The following is a 12147-nucleotide window of genomic DNA, read 5'->3' on the forward strand; positions in this document are numbered from 1 at the left end:
GATCCTTATTGTCGGCGGGCCAGCTCCCGCTGAAGATGATCCAGCAGAATATCGATGTTAATGGGCTTTCGCAAAAATGCAGCGGCGCCCAGATTAAGAGCGTACCGCTGCATATTTTCATCAGCATGACCGGAGATAAAGATCACGGGCGGAGGCGGTACGGCCAGCAGCCGCAGCTTGTCAAACAGCTCCAGGCCGCTCATGCCCCGCAGCTTGATATCGGCGATCACCAGCGCCGCGCCGGACAGGGCGAGCGGATGGCTCAGAAACACCTCTGCCGAATCAAACGTATCGGTCGAATAGCCTTCCGACTCCAGGAGATTACTCAGCCCGCTGCGGACGGAACGTTCGTCATCAATGATGGCAATGCGCCACGGCAGCGTCATGCTGTCTTTCCTCTGGTCAATCATTAAACGTCGCGATCGTCCTTCGCGGGCGCAGCAGGCGCCGTGCCGCTGATTTTCGGTACGCATTCGTGACGAAACCAGGCGAGGGTAAGCGGTTCGCGACTCAGTAAACGCCGTCCCACCGGGATGAGCTGTTCGCCCACCAGCATGCCAAACAGGCCAAGCAGGGCGACAACCGGCGGCGCCGGGGAATGGACGTCGAGCAGAGCGTAAATTACCCCAGCAGCCACGCCGCACACCAGCGAAATTATCCATGCTTTCATGAGGACGCTCCCGTCTGCGAGTTGGCCTGCGGAACGGTTACCTGAGGAGGGGGCACGCCGTCGCGGGATAACAGATGGCGCGTCGCCTGTTCACCCGCCAGCATCCCCAGCAGGCCAATCAGCGCCAGCGCGGGCGGCGCGGGGGAGCGCACCTTCAGCACGGCATACATCAGGCCAATCAACACGCCTGCGGCAAGGGATATCAGCCCAGTACTCATTGTGAACTCCAGAGAAAGAGGCAGCGGCGAGCCGGATGAGGGACCAGCCCGCCAGCGGGGCTTAGCGAGCCGGGACCGGCGCTAAGGTGCGGTGCTCGCTCTTCTGGCGAGACGGCGCTTTGTGCACCATGGTGTAGGCGTAATCCACGCCCATGCCGTACGCGCCGGAGTGCTCGCGCACGATATCCATCACCGCGGTGTAGGTCTCTTTACGCGCCCAGTCGCGCTGCCACTCCAGCATCACCTGCTGCCAGGTCACCGGGATCACGCCCGCCTGGATCATGCGCTGCATCGCGTAGTCGTGGGCTTCTTTGGAGGTGCCGCCGGACGCGTCCGCCACCATATAAATTTCGTAGTCGCCTTCCAGCATCGCGCACAGGGCGAAGCTGTTGTTGCACACTTCGGTCCACAGGCCGGCAACCACCACCTTCTTCTTGCCGTTGGCCTTCAGCGCGTCGCGCACCTTCTGGTCGTCCCAGGAGTTCATGGAGGTACGCTCCAGAATGTCCTGGCCCGGGAACACGTCCAGCAGCTCCGGGTAGGTGTTACCGGAGAAGCTTTCGGTCTCTACGGTGGTGATGATGGTCGGGATGTTGAACACTTTGGCCGCTTTCGCCAGCGCCACGGTGTTGTTTTTCAGCACCTGGCGGTCAATAGACTGCACGCCAAACGCCATCTGTGGCTGGTGGTCGATGAAAATAATCTGACAGTTCGCAGGGGTTAACACTTCGAGCTTTGAAGAGGTCATAGCATTTTCCAGTGGTTAAGGGTGAAATCGCCGCGAGCGCCGCGACGATAAAGTCACCCTCATCCTGCGGTTTTCCGTCCCTGCGCGTAATTATCTCTTCGTATAGTTAACCTTAGGTATAGTTATACTTTGGTATACCTATCCTATTGTATAACTGGATCTTTGCCGAAACCGGTTCCCATAATCCTGACCATTCCCCTCTCAGTCAGGAGCAGTTATGGTTACCCTCGGTAAAGCCGATCTCATTCTGGTTAACGGCCAGTTTCACACCGTCGATCGCGAAAACCCCGTCGCGGAAGCCGTTGCCGTGCGCGACGGAAAATTTCTGGAAGTGGGTACCGTCGCCGAGGTGATGCAACACCACTGCGACGGCACTAAAGTGGTCGACTTAAAAGGCCACACCGCCATCCCCGGCCTGAACGACTCGCACCTGCACCTGATCCGCGGCGGGCTGAACTACAACCTCGAGCTGCGCTGGGAAGGCGTGCCGTCCCTGGCCGATGCCCTGCGGATGCTGAAAGAGCAGGCCCTGCGCACGCCGTCGCCCCAGTGGGTGCGCGTGGTGGGCGGCTGGACCGAGTTCCAGTTTGCCGAGCGCCGCATGCCGACCCTCGACGAAATTAACGACGCCGCGCCGGACACCCCGGTCTTCATCCTGCACCTGTACGACCGCGCCCTGCTCAACCGCGCCGCGCTGAAGGTGGTCGGCTACACCAAAGACACGCCAAACCCGCCGGGCGGCGAGATCCAGCGCGACGCCAACGGCAACCCGACCGGGATGCTGATTGCCCGTCCGAACGCCATGATCCTCTACGCCACGCTGGCGAAAGGGCCGAAGCTGCCGCTGGAGCAGCAGGTCAACTCTACCCGCCAGTTCATGCGCGAGCTGAACCGCCTGGGGCTGACCAGCGCCATCGACGCGGGCGGCGGCTTCCAGAACTACCCGGAAGATTACGAGGTGATTGCCGAGCTGCACGAGAAAAAGCAGATGACCATCCGCATCGCCTATAACCTGTTTACCCAGCGTCCGGGCCACGAGCTGGAAGACTTTGAAAAATGGACCGACATGCTCACGCCGGGCCAGGGCAGCGACTTCTTCCGCCACAACGGCGCGGGCGAGATGCTGGTCTTCTCCGCCGCCGATTTTGAAGACTTCCTCGAACCGCGCCCGGACCTCGCGCCGGGCATGGAAGACGAGCTGGAGCGCGTGGTGCGCCATCTGGTGGAGCACCGCTGGCCGTTCCGCCTGCACGCCACCTATAACGAATCCATCAGCCGCATGCTGGACGTCTTCGAGAAGGTGAACCGCGACATTCCGTTCAACGGCCTGCACTGGTTCTTCGACCACGCTGAAACCGTTACCCAGGCCAACATCGACCGCATCAAAGAACTGGGCGGCGGCATTGCCGTCCAGCACCGCATGGCCTTCCAGGGCGAATACTTCGCCGAGCGTTACGGCATCGAAGCCACCCGCCACACGCCGCCGGTGGCGAAAATGCTCGAGACCGGCGTGCCGGTAGGCTTAGGGACGGACGCCACCCGCGTGGCGAGCTACAACCCGTGGACCGCGCTCTACTGGCTGGTCTCCGGTCGTACCGTCGGCGGGATGCAGATGTACGATCACAGCGCCCGCCTGGATCGCGATACCGCCCTGATGCTCTGGACCCAGGGCAGCGCGTGGTTCTCCAGCGAGCAGAACCAGAAGGGGCAGATCAAGGTCGGCCAGCTCGCCGACCTGGCGGTGCTCAGCAAAGACTTCTTCCGCGTGCCGGAAGAGGAGATCAAGGGCATCGAGTCCGTCCTGACGGTGGTAAACGGCGACATCGTCTACGCCGCAGGCAGCTTTGGCCCGCTTTCCCCGCCTGCCATTCCGGTCCTGCCCGAGTGGTCCCCGGTGGTGAAGGTGCCGGGCCACTACCGCAGCGCGCCGCCGCAGGCCGCCCGCGTCGGCATGAGTGTGGTTCACCACTGCAGCGGCCCGTGCGGGGTTCACAGCCACCAGCATGATTTCGCCCGCACCTCAGAGATGCCGGTGTCCGACGATAACGCTTTCTGGGGGGCGCTGGGCTGCAGCTGCTTTGCATTCTGATGAAAAACACCGTTACCCCGCCCCGGGTCGACCTGGGGCTGTTCTTCCTGCGCCTGACCGGCAGCCTGCTGCTGCTGTACGTGCATGGCCTGCCGAAGGTGCTGCACTTCAGCGAAGAGCTGACGCGCATTGAGGATCCGTTCGGCTTCGGGCCCTGGGCGAGCCTGATCCCGGCGATTGTCGCCGAGGTGATCTGCCCGCTGTTTATCATTGCGGGGGTTTACACCCGCCTGGCGTGCCTGCCGATTATCGCCGTGCTGCTGGTGGCGATGCTGGCGGTCCACCCGAACTGGTCGATTGCCGAAGGGCAGTTTGGCTGGCTGCTGCTGATTATCTTCACCACCCTTGCCCTCACCGGGCCGGGTCAGTGGCGGCTGCAGCGTAAGGCAACGGAGAGGTTTGCATGACCCAGGTTAACGACGTTCGCGACGCACACGTCGAGACGACGCCCGCACCGACGGTTTCGCCCTGGCAGCCGCTGAGCCAGCCGGTCTTCCGCATGCTGTGGATCGCCACGGTGGTCTCTAACGTCGGCTCTTGGATGAGCGACGTCGGCATCAACTGGAGCATGCTGACCCTGAGCGCCGATCCGCTGGATATCGCGCTGGTACAGGCGGCCAGCAGCCTGCCGATGTTCCTCTTCGCCCTGCCGTCCGGGGTGATGGCGGACATCGTCGACCGACGTAAATACCTGCTCTTCTCCCAGCTGTGGGTGTTCATCGCCGCCGCCGGGCTGACGGTGCTCTCCTTCACCGGACACGTCACCCCCACCGTTCTGCTGGTGGCGACGTTTCTGCTGAGCGTGGGCGCGGCGATGAGCTCGCCGCCGTTCCAGGCCGTGGTGCCCGATCTGGTGAGCAAGCCCGAGCTGGGCGCCGCCGTGGCGCTCAACTCGCTCGGGGTGAACATCAGCCGGGCGATTGGCCCCGCGCTGGGCGGTTTTCTGCTCTCGCTCGCCGGGCCGTGGATGGTGTTTGCCCTGAACGCGCTCTCCGTGGTCGGCGTGGCGTGGGTGCTGTGGCGCTGGCGTCCGGCCCCGTCCATACAGCGCCTGCCGCCGGAGCACTTTTTCTCGGCGGTGCGCTCCGGGATTCGCTACGTGCACGCCGCGCCGGTGCTGCGCAACGTGCTGGTGCGCACGGTAGCGTTCTTCGTTTTCGGCAGCGCGGGCTGGGCCCTGCTGCCGCTGGTGGCGCGCCGCGAGCTGGGCTTAGGCCCGGCGGGCTACGGCGTGATGCTGGCCTGCATTGGCCTGGGGGCGATTGCCGGGGCCATCCTGCTGCCGCGTCTGCGCCAGCGGCTGAACGCCGACCGCCTGATGGTGGCCGCCAGCCTGACGTTTGCTCTCACCATGCTGGCGCTGGCGTTCGTACGCCACTTCTGGCTGCTCAACCTGTTTGAGTTTTTCACCGGCTTCGCGTGGATTGCGGTGCTTTCAACGCTGAACCTCGGCGCGCAGCGCAGCGCCGCCCGCTGGGTGAAGGCCCGCGCGCTGGCGGTTTACCTGACGGTGTTCTTCGGCTCGATGACCACGGGCAGCGCCATCTGGGGGCAGATCGCGTCGCAGTTCGGCACCCCGACCTCGCTGGTGGTCGCCACGCTGGGGATGGTGCTGGCGAGCGCGACGGTATTCCGCTGGAAGCTGGGCAAAGATCCGGACCTGAACCTCGACCTGAGCGGCCAGCCGCTGGACGGCGTAGAGATTGACCTGCCGAACGAGCGCGGCCCGGTGCTGGTGTCGCACGAGTACATCATCGACCCGAACAACACCAAGGCCTTCCTCGAGGCGGTCCACGAGCTGCGCCGGGTGCGCCGCCGCGCCGGGGCGATGAGCTGGGCGGTATACGAAGATATTGAGCGTCCCGGCCTGTTTATCGAGACCTTCCTGATGGGCTCCTGGATTGAGCATCTGCGCCAGCAGGAGCGCCACACCATGAATGACCTCCTGCTGCAGAGCCGCGTTCTGGCTTTTCATCAGGGCACAACATCACCGGCAATACGCTACCTGGTCGCGCCGGTATAACCATAATCATCACCTGCACAGGAACACACTATGGCAACGTTTAAGGCAAAAGACGGCACGCAGATTTACTACAAAGATTGCGGCGCGGGCAAACCGGTTCTCTTCAGCCACGGCTGGCCGCTGGACGGCGACATGTGGGACAGCCAGCTGAACTATCTGGCCGAACGCGGCTTCCGCGCCATCGCCTTTGACCGTCGCGGCTTTGGCCGCTCGGATCAGCCGTGGAACGGCTACGACTACGACACCTTCGCGTCCGACATTAACGACCTGATTACTACCCTGGACCTGCAGGACGTGACGCTGGTGGGCTTCTCCATGGGCGGCGGCGACGTGACCCGCTACATCAACAACTACGGCAGCGCGCGCGTGGCCGGTCTGGCGCTGCTGGGCGCGGTGACGCCGATCTTCGGCAAATCCGATACCTTCCCGCAGGGTGTGGATCAGAGCGTATTCGACGGCATTCGCGACGGGCTGCGTAAAGATCGCGCCCAGTTCATCAGCGATTTCGCGACGCCGTTCTACGGCATCAACGCCGGGCAGACCGTCTCTGCCGGTGCCCTCACCCAGACGCTGAACATCGCCCTGCTGGCGTCTTTGAAGGGCACCATCGACTGCGTGACCGCGTTCGGCGAAACCGACTTCCGCCCGGATATGGCGAAAATCGACGTGCCGACGCTGGTGATCCACGGCAGCAATGACCAGATCGTGCCGTTTGAAAGCACCGGCAAGCTGGCGGCAGAGATGATCAAAAACGCCACGCTGAAGGTGTACGACAACGCGCCGCACGGCTTTGCGCTGACCCACCAGGACCAGCTCAACGAAGATCTGCTGGCGTTTGTGAAGTCGCTGTAACTCTTTAAATGCGAAGCCTGATGGCGCTTCGCTTATCAGGCCTACAAGGGCTGGTCCTGTAGGCCGGGTAAGGCGCAGCCGCCACCCGGCGCTTTCGCAGATGCGTTCCGCTCCGCCAGCAGCCGACAAATCTCCGCATGCTTCTCCTCGGTGAAGGTAAAGCGCGACATAAAGCCCATGCGGATCAGCGACCCAATCGCCGGCAGCAGGCAAATCCCGAAGAACAGCCCCGACAGTACGCCTTCGCTCTGGATTTGCGCCTGCGGCACGTAGCCGATCATCGTCAGGAACACGCCGATTAACCCGCCGCCCACCGCCACCGACATCTTGCCGGTAAAGGTCTGCCCGGAGAAGGTGATCGCCGCGCAGCGCTTGTGGGTGTGGTACTCCGCGTACTCGATGGTGTCGGCAATCATCGACGAGGTGAGGATGTTAGTCATCATCACGAACAGCGTGCTCAGGCCGAGCAGAATAAACAGCATCGTCACCTGCTGATACCCGACAAACCACATCACCACGCGTACCGCCACGTCCAGCCCGCAGAGGATCATAAACAGCTTCCGCTTCTGCATCCGCCGCGTCAGCATCGGCGCAACCAGGCACAGCACCGCCGCCACAATTCCCATCACGCCAATCGCCATCTGCAGGCTGCCGTCGCCCAGATTGTTGATAAAGAAGTAGATATAGAGACCGCCCGCCACGTTGTGAAACACACAGAAGAAGAACGACAGCAGGACGATAAACAGCGGCTTGTTCTGACGCAGGTTGTGGAACGTGTCGCGGATGGTTACCTTTTCCGGGCTCGGCGGCACGCGCTCTTTGATCTGCATAAAGCCGTTGAGCATCAGCGGCAGGCCCACCAGCATCATCACCAGCGCCGCCATAAAGTAGCCTTTATCGTTGCTGTACTGGGCGAAGAACGCCGCCAGCTTCGGGAAGAAGATATTGGCGCAGGCGATCCCCGCATTCACCCCGAGCATCGCCGCCGTGACCGCGCGGGTGCGCTGGGCGGAGTCGTTGGTCATCACCGACGACATCGACCAGAACGGGATATCGGAGATGGCGTACAGCGTCCCCCACAGGATATACGTCACCCCGGCGTAGAGGATTTTGGTGGTCATGTCCGCTTCGATTTTATAGAACGACAGCAGCGTGACGCCGGTGATCAGCAGCGGCGCGATCAGCAAAAAGTGGCGAAACTTGCCGAACCGGCTGTTAATGGTGTCCATAATGCTGGCAAACAGCGGATCGTGAACCGCGTCCCACGCGCGGGCAATCAGAAAGATGGTGCTCGCCGCCAGCGCCGAAATCCCCAGCACGTCGGTGTAAAAATAGTTAATAAACGAACCCACTAAACCAAAGCTAAAACACTGACCTAATCCATAACCAAAATAAGACCACAGCTCGCGAGACGGTATTTTCATTGTCGTTGCCATTGATATATGCCTGCCTGGTTGCCCGGCGGTCGGCCGCCGGGTCGATATTATTAGTCCTGCGCCTGCGGGGCGATCTTGCGCAGCTGCTGCATCAGGGCGATTTCACGGCGCGAGAACGGAATGCCGTTCTCCTCAAACACGTCGTGGAACCAGAGGCGGCAGTAGTCCGTGGACTCCTTCATCACCACCGGCCACGGCAGCCACGTCTGGGTTTTGCCGCGCACCAGCCCCCACTGGTACGGTGCGACCTTCGCCGCGTACATCAGCGGGAGCTGCTCTTCAATGGTGCTGCCCACGTGGCGCGCCAGCCATTCGGTACAGAACAGCGGTCGGCCGAGCTGTTGCAGCTGCTGGATAATCGCCGTCATCCGGCCGGTGTGGGTGTAGGCGTGGAAGCTCACCACGTCCGAGAGCGCCAGCGCGGTCTGGTCCAGCGGATGCTGGAAGAACGTCTCGCCCTCCTCTTCCGGCGGCAGACGCCACGCGCAGACGGTGAGCGGCTGGGTCGGATCTTCTTCACGCACCCACTGGAACGCCAGCTTCATAAGCTTATGCGCGCAGGTCTCCAGCTTCTCGTCGTACTGCACCTCCTGCGTGCCGGTCGCGAAAATGCCGCGGTTGCCCGGCTCGTTGTACAGATCCCACAGCAGCACGCGCTTATCGTCGCGGAACTGGCGGACAACGTCGCGGATATAGCGCTCAATCTGCGGCCAGCAGTCGGGATCGCACACTTTGTCGCGCCCCGGACTCGCCGCCGCCTGGCTGTTGTGCTTGCCCGGCACCGGCGGCTTTTGCGGGCCGAGGTACGGCTCGTCGCCGGAGAAACCGCAGTCGTCCATCAGGGTCAGCATGGTGCTGAACCCGTGGCCGTCGGCAATCGTCAAAAAGCGGTCGATGCGCGCCATCAGCCCGTCGCGGTCGTGCTCCCAGACGATAAACGGCAGGTTGATGCGCAGGGTGTTATAGCCCGCCTCCGCCGCCCACCCCAGCTCGCGGTCAATCGTCCCGGCGTCGAAGGTCTCTGCCTGCCAGATATCGGTCCAGTTCACCGCCGTCGACGGCAGATAGTTGAACCCGCACAGCCAGCCCTTCTGCTGATACCACGCCTGTGCCTGCTCCCTGCTCCACTGCTCTTTCATTACGCGCCCTCTTACTGATAATATTTAGCTAATAAATATTAGTTGTGGGATAAATGCGCAATTTCCCGCACGAAGAAAAGCGATGCCCCTCACAAAGTTCACGCTTCGATGAATGAGAAACGTGATCGACGGCGCTAAAGCGTGCGGTTAGGGTATGATGCGAAGTCGCGAAAGGGAGAGGACGGATGAAGCGAAAAACGAAGGTAACGATGAACGATATTGCGCGGGCGGCAGGGGTGTCGCAGGCGACGGTATCGCTGGTGCTTAACCAGTCCCGCAACATCAAGCTCAGCGACGACACCCGCCAGCGGGTGATTAATGTGGCTACCGAGCTCGGCTACGACCGCCTCCCCGCCGTTCACGCCCCGCGCAACCAGGAGGAGATCGCCCTGCTGGTGAGCTCCATGCAGAGCTTCGACCCGTTTATCGACGCCATCAGCCAGGCGCGGGAAGCCGCGTGGCGCAACGAGACCCTGCTCACCGTCTACGACTACGGCGACGACATCGAGCTGGCGCTGAACATCATCCGCCAGCTGGAGAAGCGCAACTGCATCGGGATTGTCCTCGCCTCACCGGTCACCACGCTGGTGGACATGACGGCGTTTCAGGACTGCACCCGCATCCCGCTGGTGCTGCTCAACCAGCGCGACCCCGGCTCGCCGCTGCTGCCGTCGTTTATCCCGGACGACTACGCCAACGCCTTCCAGGTGACGAAACACCTCATCGCCTGCGGGGCCACGCGCATCGCCCACATCACCGGCGAGAGCTGGATGGAGGCCTCCCGCCAGCGTCTGGCGGGCTATCAGGCGGCGCTGCAGCAGGCCGGACTGGCGTGCGACGACGGCCTGGTGCGCCAGACCAACTGGCAGTTCAGCGAGTCCTTTACCGCCACCACGTCCCTGCTGGAACTGGCCGAGCGCCCGGACGCCATCTTCTGCGCCAGCGACTGGCTGGCGATTGGCTGCTATCAGGCGCTGGCGGTGAACGGCGTGCGCATTCCGCAGGACATGCTGCTGGCGGGCTACGACGACCAGAAGATTTCCGAGCAGCTCACCCCGCCGCTGACGAGTATCCAGCTGCCCTACAGCGAGCTGGGACGGCTGGCGGTGGAGTACCTGTGCAATCAGGAAGATGCCGCCACGCACGTGACGCTGGCGGGCAGGCTGAAGGTGCGCTCCTCAAGCCTCGTCTGAGGTAAACACCATGCCCGCATAGGGCTTCTCGCGACACGCCGACAGCCGCGCGGCGAGGCTGCCCACGTGCAGCTCCAGCTTGTGCCCGTCCGGGTCGAGAAAATAGAACGACGCCCCCTCGCTTTTGTTCTGCTTCCAGACGGTGACGCCCGCCTGCTCGAGCCTGTGCGAGAACGGTTCAAAATCCGCTTCCGCCACGGTAAACGCGTAATGGGTATAGTCGCTCTCCTGCGGCGGCACGTACTGGCGCGCCTCGTCGTACGACAGGCAGACCCACAGTTCGCCGCAGGTGAGATAGGCTCCGGTATTCCAGCGGGCGTGCAGCGCAAGCCCCAGCAGCTCGTGCCAGAAGGTAACGCTCTTTTGCAGGTCGCTGACCGCGAGGGTCAGATGGTTGAGAGATTGCAGCATGACGTGCCCTTTTGTTTTTCGCGCCGGACGTGGTACGGTAAAGAGATGAACATAAACCACGCCGTGCTCACCGTAAACCGCTGGTGGCTGCCTTCTTAAAGGCGGCACGGAGTAGTTTTCCCCATTTCCAGATAGCCGCCGAAAGGCGGCTATCTCACATCTAAGACCCCTTTCGGCATTACAACGTTAAGGAGTCTTTATGAACACGCAAACCATCCTCACCGGCGACCGCCCAACCGGCCCGCTGCACCTCGGCCACTTCGTCGGATCGCTGCGCCAGCGCGTGGCGCTGCAGCAGACGCACAACCAGTTTGTGCTGATTGCCGACCTGCAGGGCCTGACCGACAACGGCAGCAACCCGCAAAAAATTCGCGACAACATCCCCGAAGTGCTGGCCGACTACCTCGCCGCCGGCATCGACCCGAACCTGACCACGATCTGCCTGCAGTCCGCCCTGCCCGCCCTCGCCGAGCTGACGATGCTGTATATGAACATCGTCACCGTCGCCCGCGTGGAGCGTAACCCGACGGTGAAAAACGAGATTGCGCAGAAGGGTTTCGCCCGCTCGCTGCCGGTCGGGTTTATGGCCTACCCCATCAGCCAGGCGGCGGACATCACTGCGTTCAAGGCCGAGTGCGTGCCCGTCGGCGACGACCAGCTGCCGATGATTGAGCAGACCAACGAGATTGTGCACAAGATGAATAGCCTGCTGCCTGCTCCGGTGCTGCGCCACTGCAAGGCGATGCTGAGCGACACCAGCCGCCTGCCCGGCATCGACGGCAGCGCCAAGATGTCGAAATCGCTCGGCAACACGCTGCATCTTTCGGCCAGCGAAGAGACCATTCACCGTGCGGTGAGCGCCATGTACACCGACCCGAACCACCTGAAGGTGAGCGACCCGGGGCAGATTGAGGGGAACGTGGTGTTTACGTATCTCGACGCGTTTCATCCGGACAAGGACAAAGTGGCGGCAATGAAGGTGCACTATCAGGCGGGCGGGCTGGGTGACCGGGTGTGCAAGAACGAGCTGGAGGGGTGTCTGCAGGAGCTGATTGCGCCGATGCGGGAGCGGAGGGCGATGTACATGCGGGACAAGGGGGAGCTGATGGCGATGCTGAAGCGTGGGACCGAACGGGCGCAGGGGGTGACGCAGGCGACGTTGAGGGAGGTGAAGGTGGGGCTGGGGGTGCCGGTGTTTTAAAATAACGTCATGCAGCGTATGTATTCAAATATTACATGCGCTGCATAATATTATTTATCGGCAATTCAGCGAATATTACATTTATTATTAACAGGAACCATTACTATCCCTTCTTTAAAAGATGACCAATATCAATCTGGATATTTATTTAGGAATTTAGCCCGACT

Annotated in this window: 13 protein-coding genes; 6 read left to right on the forward strand and 7 right to left on the reverse strand. The window is 62.0% G+C overall.

Annotated features, from left to right (window positions below; translation table 11 throughout):
• Positions 1–5 precede the first annotated feature (5 nt).
• The 4 genes from AC3WOK_RS14945 to AC3WOK_RS14960 form a co-directional block, all read right to left on the reverse strand.
• Complete coding sequence (locus tag AC3WOK_RS14945) at positions 6–386, reverse strand: response regulator transcription factor (RefSeq protein ID WP_010427261.1); 381 nt, start codon at positions 384–386, stop codon at positions 6–8.
• A 23-nt stretch (positions 387–409) separates the two neighbouring features.
• Positions 410–670, reverse strand: a complete 261-nt coding sequence (locus AC3WOK_RS14950) for a XapX domain-containing protein (protein ID WP_492354743.1) — start codon at positions 668–670, stop codon at positions 410–412.
• Positions 667–888 carry a DUF1427 family protein gene (locus AC3WOK_RS14955; protein ID WP_063428699.1) on the reverse strand — a complete coding sequence of 74 codons (222 nt, stop codon included), beginning with the start codon at positions 886–888 and terminating at the stop codon, positions 667–669. Before AC3WOK_RS14955 ends, AC3WOK_RS14950 begins: the two co-directional genes overlap by 4 nt.
• Before the next feature lie 61 nt (positions 889–949).
• The gene (locus AC3WOK_RS14960; RefSeq protein ID WP_008501349.1) at positions 950–1636 is read right to left on the reverse strand and encodes a hydrolase; all 687 of its coding nucleotides are present in this window, start codon (positions 1634–1636) and stop codon (positions 950–952) included.
• 217 nt (positions 1637–1853) lie between these two features.
• On the opposite strand from AC3WOK_RS14960, the gene AC3WOK_RS14965 reads away from it, so the two are divergent.
• Genes AC3WOK_RS14965 through AC3WOK_RS14980 form a run of 4 tightly spaced genes read left to right on the forward strand, consistent with a single transcriptional unit; the run spans position 1854 to position 6600 of the window.
• Entirely contained in the window at positions 1854–3725 is a 1872-nt protein-coding gene (locus AC3WOK_RS14965) for an amidohydrolase (RefSeq protein ID WP_089598052.1), read from the forward strand.
• Entirely contained in the window at positions 3725–4132 is a 408-nt protein-coding gene (locus AC3WOK_RS14970) for a DoxX family protein (RefSeq protein ID WP_492354744.1), read from the forward strand. The genes AC3WOK_RS14965 and AC3WOK_RS14970 overlap by 1 nt, the downstream gene beginning before the upstream one ends.
• Positions 4129–5748 carry an MFS transporter gene (locus AC3WOK_RS14975; protein ID WP_492354745.1) on the forward strand — a complete coding sequence of 540 codons (1620 nt, stop codon included), beginning with the start codon at positions 4129–4131 and terminating at the stop codon, positions 5746–5748. Before AC3WOK_RS14970 ends, AC3WOK_RS14975 begins: the two co-directional genes overlap by 4 nt.
• Positions 5749–5778: 30 nt before the next feature.
• The gene (locus AC3WOK_RS14980) at positions 5779–6600 is read left to right on the forward strand and encodes an alpha/beta fold hydrolase (RefSeq protein ID WP_014830493.1); all 822 of its coding nucleotides are present in this window, start codon (positions 5779–5781) and stop codon (positions 6598–6600) included.
• Positions 6601–6641: 41 nt separating this feature from the next.
• Here AC3WOK_RS14980 and AC3WOK_RS14985 read toward each other — a convergent pair whose 3' ends face one another.
• Together AC3WOK_RS14985 and AC3WOK_RS14990 are read right to left on the reverse strand one after the other, a co-directional pair.
• The gene (locus AC3WOK_RS14985) at positions 6642–8036 is read right to left on the reverse strand and encodes an MFS transporter (protein WP_237423965.1); all 1395 of its coding nucleotides are present in this window, start codon (positions 8034–8036) and stop codon (positions 6642–6644) included.
• Between the two features lie 50 nt (positions 8037–8086).
• Positions 8087–9175 carry a cellulase family glycosylhydrolase gene (locus AC3WOK_RS14990; RefSeq protein ID WP_492354746.1) on the reverse strand — a complete coding sequence of 363 codons (1089 nt, stop codon included), beginning with the start codon at positions 9173–9175 and terminating at the stop codon, positions 8087–8089.
• A 185-nt stretch (positions 9176–9360) separates the two neighbouring features.
• Here AC3WOK_RS14990 and AC3WOK_RS14995 point away from each other — a divergent pair, with 185 nt between their 5' ends.
• A complete protein-coding gene (locus AC3WOK_RS14995) occupies positions 9361–10368 on the forward strand; it encodes a LacI family DNA-binding transcriptional regulator (protein WP_492354747.1) in 1008 nt (335 codons plus the stop codon).
• On the opposite strand, the gene fosA is transcribed toward AC3WOK_RS14995, so the two are convergent.
• A complete protein-coding gene (fosA, locus tag AC3WOK_RS15000) occupies positions 10354–10779 on the reverse strand; it encodes a FosA/FosA2 family fosfomycin resistance glutathione transferase (protein ID WP_492354748.1) in 426 nt (141 codons plus the stop codon). The two genes, AC3WOK_RS14995 and fosA, sit on opposite strands and share 15 nt — an antisense overlap.
• Before the next feature lie 199 nt (positions 10780–10978).
• On the opposite strand from fosA, the gene trpS reads away from it, so the two are divergent.
• Positions 10979–11980, forward strand: a complete 1002-nt coding sequence (trpS, locus tag AC3WOK_RS15005; RefSeq protein ID WP_492354749.1) for a tryptophan--tRNA ligase — start codon at positions 10979–10981, stop codon at positions 11978–11980.
• Positions 11981–12147: the final 167 nt, after the last annotated feature.

Source organism: Enterobacter sp. FW301-JW81 (assembly GCF_058788735.1).

What these genes read in the sequence shown, in the direction of transcription:
- AC3WOK_RS14980 (WP_014830493.1), top strand. Translation starts at nt 5,779, where the DNA reads ATGGCAACGTTTAAGGCAAAAGACGGCACGCAGATTTACTACAAAGAT.
- AC3WOK_RS14985 (WP_237423965.1), bottom strand. Translation starts at nt 8,036, where the DNA reads ATGGCAACGACAATGAAAATACCGTCTCGCGAGCTGTGGTCTTATTTT.
- fosA (WP_492354748.1), bottom strand. Translation starts at nt 10,779, where the DNA reads ATGCTGCAATCTCTCAACCATCTGACCCTCGCGGTCAGCGACCTGCAA.
- AC3WOK_RS14970 (WP_492354744.1), top strand. Translation starts at nt 3,725, where the DNA reads ATGAAAAACACCGTTACCCCGCCCCGGGTCGACCTGGGGCTGTTCTTC.
- trpS (WP_492354749.1), top strand. Translation starts at nt 10,979, where the DNA reads ATGAACACGCAAACCATCCTCACCGGCGACCGCCCAACCGGCCCGCTG.
- AC3WOK_RS14960 (WP_008501349.1), bottom strand. Translation starts at nt 1,636, where the DNA reads ATGACCTCTTCAAAGCTCGAAGTGTTAACCCCTGCGAACTGTCAGATT.
- AC3WOK_RS14990 (WP_492354746.1), bottom strand. Translation starts at nt 9,175, where the DNA reads ATGAAAGAGCAGTGGAGCAGGGAGCAGGCACAGGCGTGGTATCAGCAG.
- AC3WOK_RS14995 (WP_492354747.1), top strand. Translation starts at nt 9,361, where the DNA reads ATGAAGCGAAAAACGAAGGTAACGATGAACGATATTGCGCGGGCGGCA.
- AC3WOK_RS14965 (WP_089598052.1), top strand. Translation starts at nt 1,854, where the DNA reads ATGGTTACCCTCGGTAAAGCCGATCTCATTCTGGTTAACGGCCAGTTT.
- AC3WOK_RS14955 (WP_063428699.1), bottom strand. Translation starts at nt 888, where the DNA reads ATGAGTACTGGGCTGATATCCCTTGCCGCAGGCGTGTTGATTGGCCTG.
- AC3WOK_RS14975 (WP_492354745.1), top strand. Translation starts at nt 4,129, where the DNA reads ATGACCCAGGTTAACGACGTTCGCGACGCACACGTCGAGACGACGCCC.
- AC3WOK_RS14950 (WP_492354743.1), bottom strand. Translation starts at nt 670, where the DNA reads ATGAAAGCATGGATAATTTCGCTGGTGTGCGGCGTGGCTGCTGGGGTA.
- AC3WOK_RS14945 (WP_010427261.1), bottom strand. Translation starts at nt 386, where the DNA reads ATGACGCTGCCGTGGCGCATTGCCATCATTGATGACGAACGTTCCGTC.